The sequence below is a fragment of the Shewanella sairae genome (assembly GCF_023283535.1).
GTDB classification, from domain to species: domain Bacteria; phylum Pseudomonadota; class Gammaproteobacteria; order Enterobacterales; family Shewanellaceae; genus Shewanella; species Shewanella sairae.
This window is the reverse complement of sequence record NZ_JAKILT010000067.1, coordinates 1-22557: the sequence shown is the minus strand read 5'-3', so window position 1 is coordinate 22557 and position 22557 is coordinate 1. Positions and strand designations below refer to the sequence as shown.

Genomic DNA, 22557 nt, shown 5'->3' with positions numbered 1-22557 from the left:
GTTACTTCCTGTACAAACCCTCTCCTATGCCATCCATGGCATTCGAGGATTCATAAATAGAGAGTTACTTCCTGTACAAACCCTCTCCTATACCATCCATGGCATTCGAGGATTTATAAATAGATAGTTACTTCCTGTACAAACCCTCTCCTATGCCATCCATGGCATTCGAGGATTCATAAATAGAGAGTTACTTCCTGTACAAACCCTCTCCTATGCCATCCATGGCATTCGAGGACTCATAAATAGATAGTTACTTCCTGTACAAACCCTCTCCTATGCCATCCATGGCATTCGAGGACTCATAAATATAGAGAGTTACTTCCTGTACAAAAAAGCCCCGCAATGCGAGGCTTTTAAATTGGTCGAGCATTTAACTACTCTTTAGCTAAAACCGATTAGAAACGGTAAGTCGCTTGAACACCCACTAGGATGATGTTACCGCTTACCTGGCCTTCAAAAGTACCGCCAAACTGAGCAGAATCATGATCATGCTCATGGATTGGCGACTCATCAGCAAAGATGTAAGTTGCACCGAAATCAAAATCTAGGTTATCGCTATACTGGTAGCCGTAACCCACACTCAACCATAGACGATCAACTTCCGGAATCGTGGTGGTGCGGTTAGCATCAGAAACCGCGGCTTGGTCATAAGCAACACCGGTTCTTAGCGTCGATTTTTGCGATAGCTGGTAAGTTGCACCTACTGCAAAACGGTAATTGTCTTCCCAGTTTTCCTGCTTAACTAGAATTGGATCCGCTGAAATTTCAGGGATCATCGCTTCTAGCTTTTCAAATGAACTCCAATCAGTCCAGTTAACACTTGCATGAATAGCAAGCTTATCTGTCAGTTGGTGGAAGCTGGCAATTTCCGCTGTCGCAGGTAATGCTAACTCCATAGAGCCATCATAATGGCTAGAAGGTGCTTTGCCTTGCATAATCATTGCAACGTCAAAGCCTAAACCTCTAGCTTCACCTTCAAGGTTTTGCTCAACTTCTGAACGGTAGTTGAAACCAATACGGTTATTGGCGTTAATCTGCCAAGCACCGCCTAACTGCCAGCCCCAAGAGATATCATCGCCTTCCATGTACTTAAGGGTTTTACCTTGAAAAGGACCCGTTGAAGTTGGTGCTTGTGCACCAAAGCTGCCTTCACCCAGCACTAAACGTACACCAGCACCAATGCTGAATTGCTCGTTAATACGGTAAGCCACATTTGGATTAACTTCGATAGCGGTAATAGCTGCTTCGTTACCAAACTGAGTACCTAGGAAGTCATCATCTAACTCTGTAGCCATACCAAAGTTACTACCTAGGGCTAAACCTAAGTACCACTGCTCATTTAACTGGTGTGATACGTAGAAGTTAGGCACTACAGCATCACCAGCAATATCTTTAGCCGATGAAGGAATGCTTGTATCGCCCAATGTCACTGAACCATCAACATCAATGTTTGGCATAACAAGAATGGCACCCGTAGTCACTTGTGTGCCTTCAAGATAAGTCAACATTGCAGGATTACGGAATTGCGCTGCAGCATTGTCTGCCATGGCAGCTTCACCAGCGTATGCGCGCCCTAAACCTGTTGCAGAGTATTCAGCTAATTGAAAACCTGCAGCCTGAACCTGTGTAACTGTCCCCAAAAGTGCTGTACTCACAGCAAGTGTAATTAAACGCTTATTCATGTGTAATCTCTAATTATGTTAACAAAAAAGTAGAGTATTAACTCCATTTTCTAATGGCGGCGATTCTACAACTGCAGAATATCTTTACAAGTACTTTATAAAAAACAGCATAAAACACTATTAAAATAAGCGTAGTTCAGATAAATAATGGTTGAGTTCACACTTTTAAACAGGGAGGGCATACACACTAAAGCGATCAGCGTCGCTGAAAGGTAAACAATAAAACAGGCGAAAACATAGAATATAGATAAAAAACAACAACAAAAATGATGAAAAACACAAAAACACTTGTGCACTAAAATTTGTCATGATTTATAGCATAAATCACTACCTTTATTTATAGAGGCTGTAAGCAAACAGGTGACAGCAAAATAAAAATAATTAAAACAATGACTAAACTTATTTAGCACCCCCTAAATAAAACAAAACCATTTAGAGAAATATCTAAATGGCTTGGTCAATACTCATGACTGGTACGGGTGTACGCTGATGTTAATACACCAAATTAGCCCACCTTACCCTCTCCATGTAGGTATATTGACTTCATACTTAGCAATTGTATCTGCATGTGACAAAGTCAAACCAATAGCATCGAGGCCATTAAGCAGGTTATGCCTAGCTGAAGGAGCGATTTCAAATGAAAACTCTGAACCAGAGGGTGATGTCACTATAAGCGCCTCAAGATCAACACAGATCTCCGCCCCTTCACTTGCTTCGACTTCAGCCATCAATTGCTTCACTTCAGCATCGGTCAACTTAACCGGTAACAAGCCGTTATTAATCGAATTGCCATAGAAGATATCAGCGAAGGTTGGCGCAATAATGACTTTAAAACCAAAGTCAGCGAGTGCCCAAGGCGCATGCTCACGACTGGAACCACAGCCAAAGTTCTCTTGCGAGACAAGAATAGACGCACCTTTATAGCGTGGCTTATTCAAATTAAAAGCAGGGTTTGGCTGATCACCCGCGTCATCTAAATAACGCCAATCATGAAAAAGGTGCACACCAAAGCCATCACGGGTAACTTTAGACAAAAATTGCTTAGGAATAATTTGGTCGGTATCGACGTTAGCACTATCTAAGATAACGGCAACACCAGTGTGTGAGATAAATGGTTGCATGCTGCTCTCCTAGTAAGGTTTACGAATATCGACAAAATGCCCAGCCACAGCTGCTGCTGCTGCCATTGCAGGACTGACCAAATGAGTGCGACTACCACGCCCTTGTCGGCCTTCAAAGTTACGGTTGCTGGTCGATGCGCAGCGATCACCCGCCTCCAACTTGTCATCATTCATGGCTAAACACATAGAGCAACCTGGTAAGCGCCACTCAAAGCCCGCTTCCAAGAACACTTTATCTAACCCCTCCGCTTCAGCCTGCTCTTTTACTAGACCAGAACCCGGCACTACAATCGCTTTTACACCATCGGCGACCTTACGGCCTTTAGCATGCTCAGCTGCCGCGCGTAGATCTTCAATACGTGAATTGGTACAAGAACCAATAAACACCTTATTAATACTGACATCAGTCATTAATGTGCCAGCAGCTAAATCAACGTACTGCAATGCATTTTCAATGCTGGTTTTCACTGTTGAATTAGTTGCATCTGCAGGATTTGGCACTAATTGGTCAATCGCAACGACTTGACCAGGGTTGGTCCCCCAAGTTAACTGGGGTGCAATATCTTTGGCATCCAATACAACTTCAGCGTCAAACACTGCGCCATCATCGGTTTTCAATAACTGCCATGCAGCAAGCGCTTGCTGCCAATCCGCGCCCTTTGGCGCAAACTCTCGGCCTTTAAGATATTCAGCAGTGGTTGCGTCTGGTGCGATCATGCCCGCTTTCGCGCCCATTTCAATTGCCATATTACACACGGTCATTCGGCCTTCCATCGACAAAGCTTCAATCGCTTCACCACAGAACTCAACTACATAACCTGTGCCGCCATCCATACCAATCTTGCCGATAATAGCCAAAACAATATCTTTGGCAGTGATACCACTCGCCACATTGCCACGCACTTCTATCTTCATCGTCTTAGCTTTTAGCTGACGCAAAGTCTGGGTTGCCATGACATGTTCAACTTCAGAGGTACCAATACCAAACGCAAGCGCACCAAATGCTCCATGGGTCGCAGTGTGCGAGTCACCACACACAATCACAGTGCCCGGCAAGGTAATGCCCAACTCAGGTCCCATCACATGCACAATGCCTTGGTTTTTATGATGAATATCATAAAGACGTACTCCAAACTCCTTGCAGTTTTGCTCAAGAGTCTCAACCTGAATACGTGCCATTGGACTTAGCGCATCTAAGCTGGCGCTAATCGTCGACGTATTATGATCCATAGTGGCGAAGGTTTTTTCTGGCGCATGCAATTTACGCCCCGCCACTTTTAAGCCACTAAATGCCTGAGGTGACGTCACCTCATGCACTAAATGTCTATCAACATAGATAATTGGCGCTTCGCCTTCACCTGCCACAACAATATGGCTGTCCCAGACTTTTTCATATAAAGTTTTAGCCATGATTACGCCCCTTCTCGGATCAACTGCGCAATGTAGTCACCCATTTCACTGGTTGATTTTGCCTTATGGCGCTCATCGCTCGAAAGCAATTCACCCGTTAAATAACCATCACTTAATGCTTGGCCAACGGCTTTTTCAATCGCAGCTGCGGCAGCGTCTTGTTTAAGGCTATGACGTAGCAATAAAGCAGCTGAAAGGATTTGCGCCACAGGGTTTGCAATACCTTGGCCTGCAATATCAGGTGCACTGCCTCCTGCGGGCTCATACAAACCAAAGCCAGAGCTATTCATACTGATTGAAGACAATAAGCCCATAGAGCCTGTTAGCATGGCGATTTCATCTGAGATGATGTCGCCAAATAAGTTAGAGCACAGCATAACGTCAAACTCATCTGGACGACGCAATAGCTGCATAGTCGCATTGTCGATATAGATATGTTCTAGTTCAACATCAGGGAAGTCTTTAGCAACATCTTCTACTACTTCACGCCAAAGCACAGAGCAAGCAAGTACGTTAGCTTTATCAACTGAAGTGACTTTCTTACGACGACCTTGAGCCGTTTCAAAAGCAATTTTCGCGATACGACGGATCTCTTTGCGGCTATAACGCATGGTATCGAAGGCTTCTTCGTTTTCGCCTTCACCTTGGCGACCTTTTGGTTTACCAAAGTAAATACCGCTGGTTAGCTCACGCACACAAAGCACATCAAAACCACGGGATGAGATATCACTGCGTAGTGGCGACATATGCTCAAGCCCAGCATGCAACTTAGCCGGACGCATATTACAGAAAAGCTCAAAGTGACCACGAAGCGGCAATAAGGCACCACGCTCTGGCTGATCATTTGGCGCTAGATGCTCCCATTTTGGACCACCCACAGAACCAAATAAAATCGCATCTGATGCTTCACAACCTTTTAGGGTTGCTTCAGGAAGTGGGCAACCATGATTATCAATTGCCGCACCACCAACATCGTATTCACTATATTCGATAGAAAGTGCAAAGCGCTCTTCGGTTGCCTTTAGCACTTTGCGCGCTTCAGCCATCACTTCTGGCCCAATACCATCTCCTGCCAGTACTGCAATCTGATAACTCATACTTCAGCTAACTCCTGTAATTGATTCTTAAATTTGTTCGTTAATCTTTAAACTTGCCGACACACAATCAGCGGTTACACACCGCCTAGCGCTTGTTTTGTTTGTTGGATGCGCTGTTTACAATCAGCCACTTTGTCTGCGCGCCATGTTAGGTTCATGACATGGATTAATGCCTTGGCCGATGCCTCAACAACATCCGTAGCTAAACCCACACCATGGAAATTCTGCTCGCGGTATTTAGCGGTAATGTCCACTTGGCCAAGTGCGTTTTGACCTTCGCCTTTAGCACTTAGCTGATAGCTAGTAATATTGGTTTCGCAACCAGTTGCACGTGCCACTGCTTTATAGGCCGCATCAACCGGGCCATTCCCGGTAGCCGCTTCGGTTACGATATCGCCATTCACAGCAACTTTAACCGTGGCGGTAGCACTCCCTTCAGTTGAGTCAGAGTGCACCACAAGTTGCTGCAGCTTATAATGATCATCAGTTTCAGCCTGCGCTTCCATAAAGGCAAGTGCCTCTAAATCGTAATCAAATACCTGACCTTTTTTATCCGCTAGCGCTAAAAACTCTTCGTAAAGCACATCCATATCGTAATCGTGCTCACCATAACCTAGCTCTGTCATACGGTGCTTAATCACATGGCGACCTGAACGAGATGTCATGTTCAAGTTATTACGATTTAGGCCAATACTTTCTGGGGTCATGATCTCGTAAGTATTTTGCGCTTTAAGCATGCCGTCTTGATGGATACCAGAAGAGTGAGTAAACGCATTGGCGCCCACAATGGCTTTATTAGCTTGCACTGGCATATTACAAAGTTGGCTGACTAAGTTTGATGTACGGTGGATCTCTTTAGCATTAATGCCGGTTTCTAGCCCTAACTCACCTTTGCGTGTCGATAAGATCATCGCGATCTCTTCTAGTGAACAGTTACCCGCGCGCTCACCAATACCGTTAACAGTGCATTCAATCTGACGGGCACCGTGCTGCACAGCAGTAATAGAGTTCGCGACAGACAAGCCTAAATCATCGTGACAGTGCACAGAGATCACCGCTTGATCGATATTCGGTACACGGTTAAACAAGGTTTGAATAATGCCGCCAAACTCACTTGGCACCGTATAACCCACAGTGTCGGGAATATTAATAGTGCGCGCACCAGCCTTAATCGCTTCTTCTACCATGCGACACAAGTTATCAATCGGTGTGCGACCAGCGTCTTCACATGAGAACTCCACATCATCAGTAAAGCGACGAGCATACTTAACTGCGCCAACAGCCATCTCTAGCACTTGATCAAATGAGCGCTTAAGCTTGCTTTCAACGTGAATCGTTGAGGTTGAAATAAAGGTGTGAATTCGAAACTGATCCGCCACAGACATCGCCTGCGCCGCAGCATCGATATCTTTTTCTAAAGCTCTTGATAACGCACACACTCGGCTGTTTTTAACGGTTCGAGCAATTGTCTGTACCGACTCAAAGTCCCCCGGAGACGACACAGGAAACCCCACTTCCATCACATCTACACCTAAACGCTCTAACGCGAGTGCAATTTGAAGTTTTTCCTTAACCGTTAAACTAGCTGCTAGTGCTTGTTCACCATCACGCAGTGTGGTGTCAAATATAATTACTCGGTTAGACATCTATCTTCTCCATCGAACATCATTGTTCAGTTATGCGATCACGTTGCTATTTAGGTCATGTTAGATACAAAAAACCCCGCGGTTATGGCGGGGTCTATTAATGCTGGCTTTCAAGCGTATAGCACTAAGTCCTCCGCGCAGTTTCTGCGAGAATGAGAATAAGGAGTCCTAGTAATGCGCCATTGCTTTTGTTCATTTTTATGCACCATAAATAAATAACCATTCCCACCCAGCTGAATAGGAACGGTTAATTTTTAACGTGCGCAAGCTTATATGTCAACCATGAATTCGCTTGTTTTAGCTATTTTCAGAGTAATTATCGCTCAATAAAGGGAACAAAAAGAGATATTATGGCGCATATATAGTCACTACCACTTTAAAATGGCAACAGGTATGAGATATGGATAACCTATCGCAATATTCTCTCGCCACAGGCTTTTTTATGCATATTTTATTTTAATTCGTTATAATGCCACTTCAGTTAGATAATGTAGTGGATAAGGATCCCCTCTGAAGCGTTTTAAAATGGACTTTCGTATCATAGCAGCCAGTTTTTTACTGTGGTTTTCGCCTGCCCATTCGTTAACGCAGGATCAATTTGAACAGCTTAATACTGCTGTTTTTCAATATCCCAGTAATACTCTCGACGAAATTCATCAAATTGAACAAAATATTGAAACCCACGCTAACCCTAGGGTATTACAATTACGCCTAAATGCACTTAAGTGCGAAAGTTACTTACAGTTAGGTGAAAACACCGCAGCCATTAATCTAGCAAGGCTCAATGAAGCCAAAGCTAAACAGCTGGAACTCGATGAGGCTCGTCCCTACTTTCTTAACTGTATGGCACGTGCATATGTTAACTTCGGTAAATATCAACAAGCGCTGCCGCTAATTCATTCAGCGATAAATATGTCGCGTCGGCTCGAACAGCCGCAAGCACTAATCAATAGTTTATGGCTCAGAAGTCAATTAGATGCCAACGTGTTACATGGCAACACCGCCATTGAAGATCTGCGCTTGGCGCTTGATTTATACCCTCAAGTGCAACAACAAAAACGCCAATGGTTACTCACACCGCTCCCCTATTTAAATACTGCAATGGCAAAATTACTGGCGAATGAAGGCGAAGCGAAAGCTGCAAAAGAGTATTTAAACAAAGCCCTAGACGATAAGTTTGCAGAAGGAAAGATAAGCTTAAATCTATTGATTCAAGCCGCTAACTTAGCGCAAATGACTAACCAATTAACCCTTCGGGATGAATATATTCAAGGAGCAAGAAGCCTGCTAGCTGAACTAGGCAGCCCGTTTGAACTTGCCGTAGCCTATAAAAGAATTGCTTATATTGATTTTAGTGGTGGTAAATACAGTAGCGCAGAACAACTACTTCATTTGAGCCTTAATACTTTTAGAAAACAATCAAATGCTACTGAAACCATAAGCGCATTAAGGCTGCTAGGCAGAGTTAACCTTGCCCAAGGGCAACAAGCGCAAGGTCTTAAGCAAATCAACGAATCAATTGATATTGCTAAACAAAAAGAAAGTTATACCGATCTAAAGCTAAGTTATGCCGTCTTAGCGGATTACTTCGCCCTGCAACAGGACTTTGCTTTAGCTTATGACTATCAGCTAAAACGCTACCAGGCTGCTGAAAACGACACCTCATTTATCCAAAATATTTGGCTTTCTCACTTGAAATCAGACTTAAGCCGCCAAAAACAAATTTCGAATAAGCAACAAACCAACCATGCGGCAGTCACGCCGGGGCAGCTATTGCCTAGTTCGCTTTTCCCTATTGCTTTTATTGTTTCAAGCTTAATTATCTTTATAGGCTGGTATAACAGGCAGTCATCGAAAAAAGCCACAGCCCAAAAAGATCAGCTGCCTATTAAGCCCAACGCAACAGGCAAGCAAAAGCTCGAAGATATGCTCGCAGTCAGTAAGCATGCTAATTATCCACTGACCTTATTGGTACTCGACCCCAGTGAAATATTAAGCACTGACTTACCAATTATGATTGAGCAATTAAAGGGGAAACTTAGAGAACAAGACTTACTTTTTTTACAATCTGAACAGCAATTACTCATTATGTTGGCTCACACTACAGAAGCGGGAGCTGCGAATGTGATCGAGCAATTAACCAGTATTGTGGCTGTTTGGCAAAACCACAATAAGGTCAACATCGGCCTTGCGACCATGCAACAGTTTGATAATTTACAGTCGATGATTAAACGCGCTAATGTCAGTCAGCTAAGAAAGCTTAAGCCTCTTAGCCCCAACAAAAATTAGTTTTCCGCGAGGTACTCGGAGATCTCATCTAAGAATTCACCGCCAAAGCGTTCAAGCTTGCGCTCACCCACACCGTTTACTGCTAGCATCTCACCTGGGCTGGTAGGCAAAATGGCTGCCATCTCCGCTAGCGTTGCATCGTTAAATACCAAGTAAGGCGGTACATCTAACTCTTCAGCAAGCGTGCGGCGCAGCAGTTTAAGCCTTGCAAATAACTTACGGTCGTAGTTAAGCGGTGCACGTGAATTGTTGCTGCGGCGCTTAGTGGTTTGAATCACGATTCTAGGCTCAGCAAGCAACAACTCGACTTCACCTTTCAGCACCGCTCGTGCCGACGGGTTAAGCGTAACAGACGAGCCGCGAGTGATATCTTGGTTCGCTAAACCTAAGTGAATGAGCTGCCTTATAACACTGAGCCAATGCTCGTGACTTTTCTCTTTGCCAATACCCCAGGTCGATAATTTATCGTGTCCACGTTCTATCACAGTCGCAGACTTAGAGCCACGTAGCACTTCAATCAAGTGATTAATGCCAAAACGTTGACCGATACGGTAGACACAAGACAACACCTTTTGCGCATCCTGAATACCGTTGTATTTCTTTGGTGGATCTAAGCAAATATCGCAGTTTCCACAAGCTTGCTGCGCGGGTTCGTCAAAGTAGTGCAATAATACTTGGCGACGACAGGTTTGCGCCTCGGCAAAGGCAGCCATGGTATTAAGCTTATGAAATTCTACTTGCTGCTGTGGACCCGGCTCTGACTGCTCAATCAAGTGACGCACTCGACCAATATCGGCAGGATCAAACAGCATTAAGGCTTCAGAATCTAAACCGTCGCGGCCTGCGCGACCGGTTTCTTGATAATAAGCTTCAACACTTTTAGGGATGTCATAGTGCACCACGTAGCGCACGTTAGACTTATTAATGCCCATACCAAATGCGACCGTTGCAACCACAATATCGAGCTGATCTTTTAAAAACCTGTCTTGAACGTCTGCACGCTCTTCTTGGGTTTTACCCGCATGGTAAGCTTCAGCTTGATGGCCTTGCAGACGCAAACGCTCAGCGACCTCATCCACTCGGCGACGACTACTGCAGTACACAATGCCACTCGTGCCATTTTGCGCATCAACAAACTGACGCAACTGATTAGCCGCATTAAGCTTTTCAGCCACTGTATAGCGAATGTTAGGTCTATCAAAGCTCGTTAGCAGTGAATGGGGGGTAATGGTCAGTCGCTCGCAAATATCGGCACGAGTGGCTTTATCTGCGGTAGCAGTTAACGCCATAATCGGCACTTGCGGGAACTGTTGACGCAATCGGCCTAATGCCGCGTATTCAGGTCTAAAGTCATGGCCCCACTGTGAGATGCAGTGCGCTTCATCAATCGCAAACAGCGACACGTTCAGTTCATGTAATCTATCGATAAAGCTGGCTTGCAGTAATCGCTCTGGCGACACATACAGCAGCTTTAACTCGCCATAACGCATCTTTTGCAGCACTTGCAGGCTTTCTTCTCGCGGTTGCGATGAGTTTAAGTAAGCTGCTGAGACACCGGTTTGAATCAAGCTATCAACCTGATCTTTCATCAAGGAGATAAGCGGCGACACCACCACTGTAAGGCCAGGCATTAGCAAAGCAGGTAACTGATAACACAGGCTCTTACCGCCACCTGTCGGCATGATCACTAAGCAGTCTTGTCCTGCACAGATCTGTTCAATTACCTCCTGCTGCCCCTCTCTAAATGTACGGTAACCAAATACCGACTGAAGGGTGGAAGATAACTGATCGACCGGATTATCGAGCGCCGCCTGATCCATAGTGAACCTGTGTTAAAAATAAGGCTGACTATTCTAATGTAGGCGAGCGGCATTGTCTCTCTCGATTGTCGCTAGTGGATAAAATTTAAGCTTGCTTAGCAGTAACTATTAACGATAGGTTAAATACTCTAATAAGATCACTAATCGGCAAAAGGAAGCGAGATGAGCCAGCTTATTCAGCAAGAAACCCTGCGTAGAGTCGCTGAGATTTTTGACCAACATGTACCGTTTCATAATTTACTGGGTATGGATATCAAGCGCTATGATATGAGTGGCGTCGAGATAGAAGTGCAGATGAAACCTGAGCTAATCGGTAATATTCATCAGCAAATTTTGCATGGCGGCGTTACCGCCACTGTGCTAGATGTCGTTGGCGGACTCACTGCTTTCTCTGGGCTGGTTGCCAGCCGTGACGATTGGAGTTTAGAGGAGCTAGAGCAACGCATTAAAACCCTAGGCACGATCGATTTGCGCGTAGATTATCTAAGACCTGGCCGCGGTGAGATATTCACTGGCACAGGCACTGTGATAAGAGCAGGTAACCGCGTATCGGTTTCAAGAATGGAGCTACATAACGAAAAAGGCGACCATATTGCCTTTGGCACTGGTACTTACATGGTTGGCTAATCATTACCGACAAAAGCCTGTGTAAAGCAGGCAAAGAGAGTCAGTTATTTGCCAATAAACTCTGTACCGAACAGTTGATAATATAGGCTGTAAAAGTGGCAGCAAAAGTTTCCTCGGCGTCACTTTTAAATAACAGCAGACTGTTTCACTAAAATAGCTTGCTGACTTGAGTCTGATTGACGGCAAGACTACAATTCGCAATTACCTTTCTATTTAGCACATTCCAATGCAAGAAATTGAATACCGCAAAGGCATACTGTACGCCGTTTGCGCCTATACCCTTTGGGGGTTTGCCCCAATTTATTTTAAGTTACTCGACAATGTTCCAGCGGCTGAGATTTTACTGCATCGAGTCATTTGGTCATTTTTCTTTGTGACGATTTTAATCGCACTGTTTGGCGGCTTTGCTCGTTTACGCCACTTGCTTAAACAACCAAAACAACTTGCCGTGTTGTGCGTGACCTCGGTGCTCATTGCCGGTAACTGGTTACTGTTTATTTGGGCTGTAAATAACGACCATATGCTGGATGCCAGCTTAGGTTATTTTATTAACCCGCTAGTGAACGTCAGTCTCGCGATGATATTTCTAGGCGAACGCCTACGTAAATTGCAGTGGGCAGCAGTCGCCTTGGCGGCAACCGGGGTGATGATCCAGCTGATCTCTTTTGGCTCAATCCCATTAGTGTCGCTCGGTCTTGCTTGTTCATTCGCTTTTTACGGTTTACTGCGTAAAAAGGTCAATGTCGATGCAAAAACAGGCCTGTTAGTTGAAACAGCCATTTTACTACCTGTTGCATTGGTTTACTTATTCACTAACGCAGGAGATTCATTAACTCACTTATTGGCTAATGATCTGCAGCATAACTTGTTATTAATTGCTGCCGGTATCGTTACCACTGTGCCGTTGTTGTGTTTTGCCTCGGCTGCAGTAAGAATTCCGTTTTCAATGCTGGGTTTCTTCCAATACATTGGCCCAAGTATCATGTTTATTCTGGCTATTGCGCTGTTTAATGAACCCTTTGATGCAGAAAAAGGCATTACCTTTGCGTTTATCTGGGCGGCATTATTCCTATTTACTTTGGATATGCTTTATAAGCGTAAAGCGAAAAAGTAGCACTGCGATATAACTAATACCAATCAGTATAAGAATTTGATCAGCTCAGAACGATTTTTGGCAAACTAATTCAAGGCGAATAGCTGTAATAATGGTTATTCCCTTATAAATCTATTCAACGCAGAAGTAGGCAGCCAAAAACGTTCCAGACTGGCGAGTTTTAGCGATTCTGATGCTGTGTTAACGAACTTGAACGTAGAACAACTATGCTCTTCGCTCGTTGCCTTGCCTCAAAACCGCTAAACTCTCGCTGAGCGACTAAATGTTTATACTGATTGGTATAAAAAGCGAACCTTATGGTTCGCTTTTTTGTTTGCGATTAAAGGGCGTTTCGTGTCAACGTCTCAGGGTTCTGTAGACTCAAAATCAATGGGTAATTGCGCTTTGTCGGAATAGAGACAATGTTGTCGGTATTGGTTGTCGCCACAAAAGCCTTTTGCTCATTGGCTAACCTAAACCAACCTAATTGAAACCCCGGCATGCCAATACCGTTAGCTCTTAAATTAGGTTTTAATTCTGGGCTTTTACCCCAATCGACACGGATAATGTCATCCAAATCGATTTCAGTTAAAGGTATGCTAAAACCATAAAAAGGCACGTCTAAGGTCAAGCTATCAGCACTAATCACCAACTTGGAATCATTCACTTTATAGAACATCCAACTAAAGGCCAGTACCATAGGCAGCAATACACCAATGCTAACGGCCTTGCTCACTTTGGGCATATTCTTGCAGTAGATGAATACACCCAATCCAATCAAAATAGCCAACAGTGCTACAAAGCTCCAATGGCCAGTAGAGGTAAGTGGTGCTAGCGGATAAACCTGAGACATAAGCGAACCTAATAACGACTGTTGTCAGCATTGTTACACACCGACATAAACTGTCAAACTCCAACTTAGGCTGTATCCAAGTTTGCTTTACAAATCCAAGGCTAAAATCTTAGATTTACGTTGGTAGTTATACAGCTGCTTTTTCTTCTCAGGTAATTCATCGACCTCAACCATATTAAAACCATGTTCTAAGAACCAATGAATGCTGCGAGTCGTTAACGCAAATAAACGTGAATAACCCCGTACCCGAGCCTGACCAATAATATTTTGCAGCAGTAAACTGCCCCTGTCGGCATCGCGATATTCTGGGTGCACCACCAAACAAGCAAACTCGCCGGCGTTATCCTCTTCAAACGGATAAAACGCGGCGCAACCAATCACTAAATCGTCACGCTCAATCAGCATAAACTGTTCGATTTCCATCTCTAGCTGTTCACGAGAGCGTCTGACTAGAATGCCTTTTTGCTCCAACGGACGGATCAAATCTAGGATGCCACCTATGTCTCTAATCGATGCTCTACGCAAACGCTCCGCACTCTCGGTAACAATCTGGGTGCCAATACCATCGCGCGAGAACAGCTCCTGCAGCAGCGCACCGTCATCGAGGTAACTAACAAAGTGACAACGGCTGACCCCATTGCGACATGCATCGATACTGGCCTGCAAAAATGCTTTAGTACCAACACAAAACGGAGCGACCTCAGGTAAATCATTTAATATCTTCTGCGCATCTGTTGGCATTAGCTCTGCAAGTACTTGCCCGGTGCTATCCAAAATACCTTTCTGCGAGCTAAAACCTATCATTTTATCGGCTTTAAGCTTTATCGCAATTTGGGTAGCCACTTCTTCCGCAGTCAAATTAAAGCTCTCACCGGTTACTGACGCAGCTACAGGCCCCAGTAATACAATGCCGCTATTATCTAGCTGACGCTTTAAGCCTTGGCTATCAATTCGACGTACCTTGCCTGTCAGGCAGTAATCAACGCCATCCTCTACTCCTAGAGGTTGGGCGATAACAAAATTACCGCTGACCACATTGATTTGTGCGCCTTGCATTGGCGTGTTGCTTAAGCTCATTGATAATCGTGCTGTAATATCGAGATGCAGGCCACCTACCACTTGTTTAATCACTCGCAGAGACTCTTCTTCAGTGATCCTCACACCATTGTAATATTCGGCAGGCAAACTGTTATCTGCTAACGCTTGGTCAATTTGAGGTCTAGCGCCATGGACCAAGACAATTTTGATCCCTAGGCTATGCAGCAAAGCGATGTCGTTAATGATCGAGCGGAACTGTTGCTGCGCGAGCGCTTCACCGCCAAGCATAACAACAAAAGTCTTGCCTCTATGGGCATTCACATAGGAAGCAGAATGACGAAATCCATCAACAAGTTCAGTGGTTCGCACGTTAACATCACCTTTAAAATAGATAGAAAAATCCCTAAAGCGCCATACTCGATGACGAGCTCAGTTATAGCTAAAGATGATAGTGCATTTAAATTCATTTTAAAAGCATTTATTTTCACAAACAGCTTTGACCAATATACAGATTAAGCGATATAAAACCTTAGCAAATAACATTATAACTAGATTTTCATCCCACGAATAAATCCATTCAAACCAACACGTAGAAGAAATTACTGATGATACCTGTAGGTTATCTTGATTAGGTGCCGGTGCCATTCATCCAATAAACACTTGTGAATGATTAATCAAAATTAAGCGAATTAGTTGACCTGAAAGTCTGGTATCACGATGTTAGACGATGGGACGGGTGACAAATTTAGATTGGAACGCGAGGGGAAATAGTCGTTGCAGACAAATTTTAGACAAAAAAAAGCCTCTATAAATAGAGGCTTTTTCCAAGATGCTTAAACAAGTAATTACTTGATTTTAGCTTCTTTGTACATAACGTGCTGACGAACAACTGGATCAAATTTCTTGATTTCCATTTTTTCAGGCATGTTACGTTTGTTTTTTTCAGTCGTGTAGAAGTGACCAGTGTTAGCGCTAGAAACTAGCTTGATCTTCTCACGATTACCTTTAGCTTTAGCCATGGTTTATTACACCTTCTCGCCGCGGGCACGAAGTTCAGCAATAACAACTTCAATACCTTTCTTATCGATGATACGCATACCTTTAGTAGATATACGTAGCTGTACGAAACGCTTCTCGTCTTCTAACCAGAAACGGTGGTTCTGTAGGTTAGGTAAAAAACGACGACGCGTAGCATTCTTCGCGTGCGAACGGTTGTTACCAACCATTGGTCGCTTGCCAGTTACTTGGCATACTCTTGACATGTCAATCTCTCCAAAACAATATTTAACGCTCGAGCATTAATGCACCTCGAACACGGCCGTCGCCTGAGGCACACAACAGAGGGCGCATTTTATACAGGATCTAAAATCAAAGATCAAGGGATAGATTAATCAATCCATCCCCTTTCAGCGAAAGAAACTATCTCTCGATCCCCTACAACCATGTGATCCAGTAAGGAAACATCAATAGTTTGTAGGGCTTGTTTCAATCGCTCAGTAATTCGTCTATCGGCTGTACTTGGCTCTGCAATCCCTGAAGGATGATTGTGACACACGATCACAGCCGCAGCCTTTTTTTCAAGCACCAGGCTCACCACTTCTCGTGGATAAACTGATGCTGAATTTATAGTACCCCTAAATAACTCAACGAATTGAATTACCCGATGTTGGCTATCTAATAATAAAATAGCGAACACTTCATAGGCACGATCAGACAATTGTCTCATTAAATAGTCCCGAGTTAAATCAGGATCAGACAAAATTTTGCCTCTTTTTAGATTTTCTTGCGAAATTCGTGCACCTAATTCCACTGCGGCCTGCATTTGAGCAAATTTTACCGGCCCAATTCCATCTAATCGACAAACTTGTGCCTGAGAAGCGCTAAGCAGACTTCTAAGACCACCAAACTCATTTATCATCACCTTTGCCAGCTCAACAGCACTTAAGCCTTTTAACCCAACCCTAAGCAGCACAGCCAATAATTCAGCATCGGATAATTGTTTTACGCCACAAGCTAATAATTTTTCTCGCGGTGCCTCGCCCTCAGGCCAATCCTTTATCGCCATCACAACCTCCCTGTTGTTCTATGATGTTTGAGTATGGTCTAGATTTTTGGAAGTTGTTCATCACCATTTTGCGGTTTGTGATATCTTAGGCCGCAACATTTGCAGCGTGATGAAACATTTATCGCCAAAGTGATTATGGAAAAGTTAAGTATGGGTCTTACTAACAAAAAAGTACTACTCGGAATTGGTGGCGGCATTGCCGCATACAAGTCAGCCGACCTAGTGCGTAAGTTAAAAGAACGCGGCGCAGACGTCCGTGTTGTTATGAGTCAAAGTGCGCAGGAATTTATTACTCCGCTAACTTTGCAGGCGCTTTCAGGTTATCCGGTTGCCACCGACTTACTTGATCCAACAGCCGAAGCATCAATGGGCCATATTGAGCTTGCTCGCTGGGCAGACTTAGTCATTATTGCCCCTGCGACAGCTAACCTAATTGCCCGCGTTAATGCAGGCATGGCAGATGAGCTAATCACTACCACCTGCTTAGCAACCGAAGCACCTGTAGTACTTTGCCCTGCAATGAACCAGCAGATGTATCGCAACGCCGCCACTCAAGCTAACTTAAAGCAAGTAAGCGAGCGTGGCTTACACATTTGGGGGCCAGATTCAGGCTCACAAGCTTGTGGTGAAGTCGGTCCTGGCAGAATGCTAGAACCTGTAGCAATTGCAGAAAAAGCGGTTGAATTTTTTGGCCCTAAACTGCTGCAAGGCATGTCGGTATTGCTAACGGCAGGCCCTACACGTGAAGCCATTGATCCTGTGCGTTATATCTCTAATCACAGCTCTGGAAAAATGGGTTTTGCCTTAGCCAAAGCCGCAGCAGACATGGGCGCTAAAGTGACTCTAGTTGCCGGTCCCGTTAATCTGCCAACGCCAAATGGCGTCAGCCGCGTTAACGTTGAGTCAGCCCAGCAGATGCTAGACGCGGTTATGCCGCAGGTTGAGCAACACCAAATTTTCATTGGCTGCGCCGCCGTCGCCGATTATCGAATCGCCGAAGTCGCAGAAAGTAAAATTAAAAAATCAGCAGAGCAGATGCAACTTGCGCTAGTTCGAAATCCTGATATCTTAGCCAGCGTTGCCAGCCATGCTAACCGACCGTTTACGGTTGGATTTGCTGCTGAAACCAATGACGTAGAGCAATATGCTCGTGGTAAGTTAAGCCGTAAAAAGCTCGACATGATCGCCGCTAACGACGTATCAAATACCAATATTGGCTTTAACAGCGACTCAAATGCATTAACTGTATTTTGGAGTGATGGCAGCACTGAGTTACCCGCTGTGGACAAACAAACATTAGCCAAGCAATTGCTCACTCTAATAGCGAATAAAATAACAAAATAATGAAAACACCAATCGAATTAAAGATCCTCGATTCACGGATCGGTACCGAATTTCCGCTACCAGCATACGCCACACCTGGTAGTGCGGGTATGGATCTTCGCGCCATTACTGATACCCAATTGACCATTGCACCTGGTGAAACTGTGCTAATTCCAACAGGAATAGCTATTCACGTTGCCGATCCAAGTCTAGCGGCGATTATTCTGCCGCGCTCAGGCCTTGGTCATAAGCATGGCATCGTATTAGGTAACTTAGTGGGACTTATCGATTCGGACTATCAAGGTCCGTTAATGGTGTCTTGCTGGAACCGCGGCAGCGAGCCATTCACCATTGAAATTGGTGACAGACTCGCACAGTTGGTGTTTGTTCCCGTAGTGCAAGCCGAGTTTAAGCTGGTCGACGAGTTCGACCAGTCTGATCGCGGCGCAGGTGGATTTGGCCACTCAGGAACCAAATAACGATTACTGCGACATTCGCATAATCATTTTTAATGGATAGCACGGAGCTTCGTTTCCTTGCCGTCTCGCTCAGTAGTAATCGAGTGAAGGACAGATAAATGGCTGCAAGCCCAAAAATAAACCGTCGTGAGCATATCCTACAGTGCTTAGCGACTATGCTAGAAACAAGCCCAGGACAACGCATCACTACCGCCAAATTGGCCGCACAAGTGGGCGTATCAGAAGCAGCACTTTACCGTCACTTCCCAAGTAAAGCCCGCATGTTTGAAGGGCTGATTGAGTTTATCGAAGAGTCGTTATTGTCGCGTATCAATTTAATCATGGATGAAGAAAAAGACACCATGAAACGCTGTCAGTTATTACTGCAGTTATTGTTGGTATTTGCCGAAAGAAACCCAGGTATTTCACGCGTATTAAACGGCGATGCACTGCTAGGTGAAAACGAGCGACTACGTAGCCGTATTAGCCAGCTATTTGCCAAGATTGAAACTCATCTAAAGCAAATTCTGCGTGAGAAAAGTCTGCGCGAAGGCAAAGCCTTTAACCTAGATGAAGCCGTACTCGCTAACTTGTTGCTTGCTGTAGCCGAAGGCCGTATCGCTCAATTTGTACGTAGCGAATTTAAACTTAAGCCAACTAAGCACTTTAATGAGCAGTGGGAATTTATCCAGCAGCAACTGCTACAAAGCTAAGTTAATCTGAGTTAATCCAAGCACGCTATAGAAAAGGCAGCATGTTAAATATGCTGCCTTTTTTGTATCTCACTATTGTTCAACTGCAACTTTTAGTTTACTTTTCTCGCAAGCACGCGCTAACACTTAACATTTGTTTCCACAAGGAAGTTGTATGAAACTCGTCAAAATCATTGGCCTAGTAGTACTTACTTGGCTCAGCTTTAATGCATCTGCAAAAACAGATGATACCGCCAATCTCTTCAGCCGCTCGGCCGAATTTTCTCAAGTAAAAATATCACCTGCTGGTGACTATTTGAGTGCCATTACCAGTAAAGACGGCAAGAATATGCTGATGATTTTAGATGCTGCGACCAAAAAAGCTGTTCACATGGTTTTTTTCGATGGCAATGCTCAAGTCGGTCACTACGAGTGGGTCAATGATGAACGCGTAGTACTGCAAAAAGAATACCTGAAAGGCTGGAGCGATCACCCGCTTTACTACGGTGAACTTATGGCGGTAAACGCTGATGGTTCAAAAGTCGCTTATCTGTTTGGTTATCAAGGTGGACAGCAAACAGGCTCAAATATTAAGAGAAATACAGCAATTCGTGCCACTGCATATATTTTGGATCCTATGCCAGAAGATGATCGTTATATGCTAGTACAAGCGCTACCTTGGGGTGGTGGTGGAGCAAACATAGTCGAAAATACTCAGAAAGTTTATCGCGTAAATGTATATAACGGAAAACGAAAAAAAGTGGCCGGCGCGCCAATCCCTTATGCCAACTTTCTGACCGACCATGACGGCAAGGTACGTTTTGTCAGTGGTACTCGTGATTACGTTAATACCCACCTTTACTACAGAGAAGATAATGAATGGGTTAATACCGATAACTTAAATCTCAATTTAGACGCAATGAGCCCGATTGCATTTGGTGATGATAAAAATAGTGTTTATGTAACCGCAAACGAGTCAGGTAAGCCTTCTGGTGTTTATCTGATCAATATTAAAACTGGCGACAAAAAACTGATCAGCCAAGATAAAGTTGTTGATCCTAGTAATGTTTGGATAAATCAAACCACTAAAAAGTTATATGCGGTTGAGTATGAAAATGGCTACCCTGAATATGAGTTTGTGGCGCCTAAAGACCCATCAGCAACTTACATCAAGCAATTATTAAGCGCACTACCTGGGTACCAAATTCATTTAGTGAGTCAAACCACAGACGCTAAAATAATGATTATTAAAGCTTTTAACGATAAAACTCCTGGTAAGTATTACCTTTTCAATACAGAGAAATTGAACCTAGAGTTTTTAGTGTCTAAAAAGAGTTGGATTGAGCCTGAGAAAATGGCTGAAATAAAACCGATAGAGTTCACCAGCAGAGATGGCGTCACAATCTATGGCTACCTAACCCTCCCCCACGGTCTTGAAGCTAAAAATCTACCTCTTGTTGTTAATCCACACGGCGGCCCACATGGTCCGAGAGATTGGTGGGGCTTTGACTCGCAAAATCAGATGATTGCTAGCCAAGGCGCGGCAGTGCTACAGGTTAACTTTAGAGGCTCTGGAGGCTACGGTACAGCCTTTGAAAATGCAGGACACCAAAAATGGGGCACAAAAATCCAGTACGACATTATTGACGCGACTAAATACGTTATCGAGGAAGGGATTATCGATAAAAACCGCATCTGTATTGTCGGTGGCAGCTTTGGCGGCTACTCCGCGATTCAAAGTGCGACTATAGAACCTGACCTGTTTAAATGCGCCATTGGTTTTGCTGGTGTTTATGACCTAGAACTCATGTTTGATGAGGGCGATGTACAACAGCGCCGTGCAGGTAAACGCTATCTACAAAGGGTGCTAGGTGAAGATGAAGCCGTACTTAAAGCCATGTCACCCACACACAATGTTGGTAAGCTAAAAGCAAATATCATGCTGGTGCATGGTGGTGAAGATGAACGTGCGCCAATCGAACAATTCGAAGCGTTAGAGGATGCGCTCAATAAGCAAAAGTATCCGTTTAAAAAGCTGGTAATGGACGATGAGGGACATGGCTTCTATGACGATGCTCATAGGGCTAAGTATTACAATGAAATGCTCAGTTTCCTAGAAACCAACCTTAAGCTGTAATCCCCAAAATATAAAAACCGACTAATTTAGTCGGTTTTTCTTATCCTCATTGCGGTTTTCGGTGTATATTTACAGCAAATAGCGGTATCCTCCCGTCCTCTCTAAATACAATGCAGATAATTACCAGTCTGCCTGTTCATTTTTAAGAGATCACCAAGTCTCTCAATGAGGCTGACGGCCCTAGTACACAGGATACGAATATCACCACTCATTTTTTATGGTGGAGGAGGAACTTATGACATCAAAAGAAGCAATCCTCAGTGAATCTGCTCAAATCGTAAAGTCTGCACTTATCGAGCGCGGTCTTGAAACGCCAATGCTACCTAATGAGCTAAGCGCTGAAGTGCGTAAAGACAAGATTGAACACCATATGCGTGAGATCTTGACCTTAATGTCACTGGACTTGAGCGACGATAGCTTAGCGGACACTCCGCGCCGTATCGCCAAAATGTATGTCGATGAAATATTCTCAGGCTTAGACTACGCCAATTTCCCTAAGATCACCGTCATCGAAAACAAGATGGGCTTTGATGAAATGGTTAAGGTTAACGACATCAGCTTAACCAGTACTTGTGAACATCACTTAGTGACTATCGATGGTGTAGCAACCGTGGCTTACTTGCCAAGCAAGAGCATAATCGGATTATCTAAGATTAACCGTATCGTGCGTTTCTTTGCCCAGCGACCTCAGGTGCAAGAACGTCTGACTCAGCAGGTTTTAGTGGCGCTACAGGCGCTATTAGGCACTCAAGACGTGGCAGTGAAGATGGACGCGGTGCATTACTGCGTAAAATCACGTGGCGTAATGGACTCGACCAGCTCAACCACCACCACTGCACTTGGCGGCAAATTTAAGTCAAACCCAGCGACCAGAGCTGAATTTCTTAGCAACTAAGAGTTTAGTAACTAGAGGAGCTAGGTTCTAGCTCTTAAAAGCTTAAAGCCCCCAAAAACAAAAACGCTGCGTTATAAACGCAGCGTTTTTTCGTTTCAGGTAAGCAATAAAAGGCAAAAATGAGAATAACTGACGGCATAAATGCCGACCTACACACACTTACTTTAAGTAGGTTGGGCTTTAGCCCATCAGCATTGACGACAAAATCAAAATAACAGACGGCATAAATGCCGACCTACACACGCTTGCTTTACGTAGGTTGGGCTTTAGCCCATCAGCATTTATGACAAAATCAAAATAACTGACGG

General features: G+C 44.2%; 19 protein-coding genes. 8 read left to right on the top strand and 11 right to left on the bottom strand.

All coding sequences use genetic code 11. The features are described from left to right. Positions 1–398: 398 nt before the first annotated feature. The 5 genes from L2748_RS20550 to leuA form a co-directional block, all read right to left on the bottom strand. Complete coding sequence (locus L2748_RS20550) at positions 399–1685, bottom strand: outer membrane protein transport protein (protein WP_220781293.1); 1287 nt, start codon at positions 1683–1685, stop codon at positions 399–401. Between the two features lie 515 nt (positions 1686–2200). Further along, positions 2201–2806, bottom strand: a complete 606-nt coding sequence (gene leuD / locus L2748_RS20545; RefSeq protein WP_220781292.1) for a 3-isopropylmalate dehydratase small subunit — start codon at positions 2804–2806, stop codon at positions 2201–2203. Between the two features lie 9 nt (positions 2807–2815). Next, positions 2816–4216 carry a 3-isopropylmalate dehydratase large subunit gene (gene leuC / locus L2748_RS20540; protein WP_220781291.1) on the bottom strand — a complete coding sequence of 467 codons (1401 nt, stop codon included), beginning with the start codon at positions 4214–4216 and terminating at the stop codon, positions 2816–2818. A 2-nt stretch (positions 4217–4218) separates the two neighbouring features. Then, a complete protein-coding gene (gene leuB / locus L2748_RS20535; protein ID WP_220781290.1) occupies positions 4219–5313 on the bottom strand; it encodes a 3-isopropylmalate dehydrogenase in 1095 nt (364 codons plus the stop codon). A 74-nt stretch (positions 5314–5387) separates the two neighbouring features. Next, positions 5388–6959 carry a 2-isopropylmalate synthase gene (gene leuA, locus L2748_RS20530; protein WP_220781289.1) on the bottom strand — a complete coding sequence of 524 codons (1572 nt, stop codon included), beginning with the start codon at positions 6957–6959 and terminating at the stop codon, positions 5388–5390. Positions 6960–7484: 525 nt separating this feature from the next. Between leuA and L2748_RS20525 the strand changes: the two genes are divergently transcribed. Next, on the top strand, positions 7485–9248 hold the full coding sequence (locus L2748_RS20525) for a tetratricopeptide repeat protein (protein ID WP_220781288.1): 1764 nt from the start codon (positions 7485–7487) through the stop codon (positions 9246–9248). Here L2748_RS20525 and recQ read toward each other — a convergent pair. Continuing rightward, the gene (recQ, locus tag L2748_RS20520) at positions 9245–11068 is read right to left on the bottom strand and encodes a DNA helicase RecQ (RefSeq protein WP_220781287.1); all 1824 of its coding nucleotides are present in this window, start codon (positions 11066–11068) and stop codon (positions 9245–9247) included. The two genes, L2748_RS20525 and recQ, sit on opposite strands and share 4 nt — an antisense overlap. Before the next feature lie 162 nt (positions 11069–11230). Between recQ and L2748_RS20515 the strand changes: the two genes are divergently transcribed. Together L2748_RS20515 and rarD are read left to right on the top strand one after the other, a co-directional pair. Continuing rightward, a complete protein-coding gene (locus tag L2748_RS20515) occupies positions 11231–11695 on the top strand; it encodes a thioesterase family protein (RefSeq protein WP_220781286.1) in 465 nt (154 codons plus the stop codon). A gap of 226 nt (positions 11696–11921) precedes the next feature. Further along, positions 11922–12809 (top strand): EamA family transporter RarD, encoded by an 888-nt coding sequence (gene rarD, locus L2748_RS20510; protein WP_220781285.1) that lies wholly within the window; start codon positions 11922–11924, stop codon positions 12807–12809. Between the two features lie 319 nt (positions 12810–13128). On the opposite strand, the gene L2748_RS20505 is transcribed toward rarD, so the two are convergent. From L2748_RS20505 to radC, 5 genes are all read right to left on the bottom strand, one after another. Next, positions 13129–13641, bottom strand: a complete 513-nt coding sequence (locus L2748_RS20505; protein ID WP_220781284.1) for a PH domain-containing protein — start codon at positions 13639–13641, stop codon at positions 13129–13131. Between the two features lie 87 nt (positions 13642–13728). Continuing rightward, positions 13729–15048 (bottom strand): amino-acid N-acetyltransferase, encoded by a 1320-nt coding sequence (gene argA, locus L2748_RS20500; RefSeq protein WP_220781283.1) that lies wholly within the window; start codon positions 15046–15048, stop codon positions 13729–13731. A 476-nt stretch (positions 15049–15524) separates the two neighbouring features. Next, positions 15525–15698: a 50S ribosomal protein L33 gene (gene rpmG / locus L2748_RS20495; RefSeq protein ID WP_012275560.1), complete on the bottom strand. Its 174-nt coding sequence runs from the start codon at positions 15696–15698 to the stop codon at positions 15525–15527. Between the two features lie 6 nt (positions 15699–15704). Next, a complete protein-coding gene (gene rpmB, locus L2748_RS20490; protein WP_220781282.1) occupies positions 15705–15941 on the bottom strand; it encodes a 50S ribosomal protein L28 in 237 nt (78 codons plus the stop codon). 125 nt (positions 15942–16066) lie between these two features. Next, positions 16067–16744, bottom strand: coding sequence for a RadC family protein (radC, locus tag L2748_RS20485; protein WP_220781281.1), 678 nt, complete (start codon positions 16742–16744; stop codon positions 16067–16069). A 150-nt stretch (positions 16745–16894) separates the two neighbouring features. Between radC and coaBC the strand changes: the two genes are divergently transcribed. The 5 genes from coaBC (at position 16895) to folE (ending at position 22249) form a co-directional block, all read left to right on the top strand. Continuing rightward, the gene (gene coaBC / locus L2748_RS20480) at positions 16895–18088 is read left to right on the top strand and encodes a bifunctional phosphopantothenoylcysteine decarboxylase/phosphopantothenate--cysteine ligase CoaBC (RefSeq protein WP_220781313.1); all 1194 of its coding nucleotides are present in this window, start codon (positions 16895–16897) and stop codon (positions 18086–18088) included. Next, positions 18088–18546 (top strand): dUTP diphosphatase, encoded by a 459-nt coding sequence (dut, locus tag L2748_RS20475; protein WP_220781280.1) that lies wholly within the window; start codon positions 18088–18090, stop codon positions 18544–18546. The genes coaBC and dut overlap by 1 nt, the downstream gene beginning before the upstream one ends. 98 nt (positions 18547–18644) lie before the next feature. Then, entirely contained in the window at positions 18645–19238 is a 594-nt protein-coding gene (gene slmA / locus L2748_RS20470) for a nucleoid occlusion factor SlmA (RefSeq protein WP_220781279.1), read from the top strand. Between the two features lie 154 nt (positions 19239–19392). Continuing rightward, positions 19393–21354, top strand: coding sequence for an alpha/beta hydrolase family protein (locus tag L2748_RS20465; protein ID WP_220781278.1), 1962 nt, complete (start codon positions 19393–19395; stop codon positions 21352–21354). Positions 21355–21589: 235 nt separating this feature from the next. Continuing rightward, positions 21590–22249 carry a GTP cyclohydrolase I FolE gene (gene folE, locus L2748_RS20460; RefSeq protein ID WP_220781277.1) on the top strand — a complete coding sequence of 220 codons (660 nt, stop codon included), beginning with the start codon at positions 21590–21592 and terminating at the stop codon, positions 22247–22249. Positions 22250–22557: the final 308 nt, after the last annotated feature.

Bases quoted from the DNA above. Each gene is read 5' to 3' on its own strand.
- L2748_RS20550 (WP_220781293.1), bottom strand. From the start codon at position 1,685: ATGAATAAGCGTTTAATTACACTTGCTGTGAGTACAGCACTTTTGGGG.
- leuD (WP_220781292.1), bottom strand. From the start codon at position 2,806: ATGCAACCATTTATCTCACACACTGGTGTTGCCGTTATCTTAGATAGT.
- leuC (WP_220781291.1), bottom strand. From the start codon at position 4,216: ATGGCTAAAACTTTATATGAAAAAGTCTGGGACAGCCATATTGTTGTG.
- leuB (WP_220781290.1), bottom strand. From the start codon at position 5,313: ATGAGTTATCAGATTGCAGTACTGGCAGGAGATGGTATTGGGCCAGAA.
- leuA (WP_220781289.1), bottom strand. From the start codon at position 6,959: ATGTCTAACCGAGTAATTATATTTGACACCACACTGCGTGATGGTGAA.
- L2748_RS20525 (WP_220781288.1), top strand. From the start codon at position 7,485: ATGGACTTTCGTATCATAGCAGCCAGTTTTTTACTGTGGTTTTCGCCT.
- recQ (WP_220781287.1), bottom strand. From the start codon at position 11,068: ATGGATCAGGCGGCGCTCGATAATCCGGTCGATCAGTTATCTTCCACC.
- L2748_RS20515 (WP_220781286.1), top strand. From the start codon at position 11,231: ATGAGCCAGCTTATTCAGCAAGAAACCCTGCGTAGAGTCGCTGAGATT.
- rarD (WP_220781285.1), top strand. From the start codon at position 11,922: ATGCAAGAAATTGAATACCGCAAAGGCATACTGTACGCCGTTTGCGCC.
- L2748_RS20505 (WP_220781284.1), bottom strand. From the start codon at position 13,641: ATGTCTCAGGTTTATCCGCTAGCACCACTTACCTCTACTGGCCATTGG.
- rpmG (WP_012275560.1), bottom strand. From the start codon at position 15,698: ATGGCTAAAGCTAAAGGTAATCGTGAGAAGATCAAGCTAGTTTCTAGC.
- rpmB (WP_220781282.1), bottom strand. From the start codon at position 15,941: ATGTCAAGAGTATGCCAAGTAACTGGCAAGCGACCAATGGTTGGTAAC.
- radC (WP_220781281.1), bottom strand. From the start codon at position 16,744: ATGGCGATAAAGGATTGGCCTGAGGGCGAGGCACCGCGAGAAAAATTA.
- coaBC (WP_220781313.1), top strand. From the start codon at position 16,895: ATGGGTCTTACTAACAAAAAAGTACTACTCGGAATTGGTGGCGGCATT.
- dut (WP_220781280.1), top strand. From the start codon at position 18,088: ATGAAAACACCAATCGAATTAAAGATCCTCGATTCACGGATCGGTACC.
- slmA (WP_220781279.1), top strand. From the start codon at position 18,645: ATGGCTGCAAGCCCAAAAATAAACCGTCGTGAGCATATCCTACAGTGC.
- L2748_RS20465 (WP_220781278.1), top strand. From the start codon at position 19,393: ATGAAACTCGTCAAAATCATTGGCCTAGTAGTACTTACTTGGCTCAGC.
- folE (WP_220781277.1), top strand. From the start codon at position 21,590: ATGACATCAAAAGAAGCAATCCTCAGTGAATCTGCTCAAATCGTAAAG.